The following is a 351-nucleotide window of genomic DNA, read 5'->3' on the forward strand; positions in this document are numbered from 1 at the left end:
GCCGGCGATGTACAGCTCGCCCGGGACGCCCGGGGCGACCAGGCCGAGGTGCTCGTCGAGGACGTAGAGCCGGGTGTTGTCCAGGGGACGGCCGATGGGCAGCGCACCCGCGTAGTCGAACGGACGGCGGACCGGGTGGGAACTGGCGAAGGTGGTGGTCTCGGTGGGCCCGTACCCGTTGACGACCTGGAGGCCCGGACAGGCGTCCATGACCCGTCGTACCGCCTCGGGCGGCACCACGTCACCACCGGTCCACACCTCGCGCAGCCCGGCGAAGGCCGCCGGGTCCTCCTCGGCGACCAGCCGGAACAGCCCGACCGTCAGCCACAACCCGGTGACGGACCCCTCGGC

Annotated in this window: 1 protein-coding gene; it reads right to left on the minus strand. The window is 73.2% G+C overall.

All coding sequences use genetic code 11. The features are described 5' to 3' along the window. On the minus strand, positions 1–351 hold a 351-nt coding region (locus ADK41_RS09360; RefSeq protein WP_159043954.1), incomplete at both ends, for an AMP-binding protein.

Origin of the sequence: Streptomyces caelestis (assembly GCF_001279005.1) — a bacterium.
Lineage (GTDB): Bacteria > Actinomycetota > Actinomycetes > Streptomycetales > Streptomycetaceae > Streptomyces > Streptomyces heliomycini.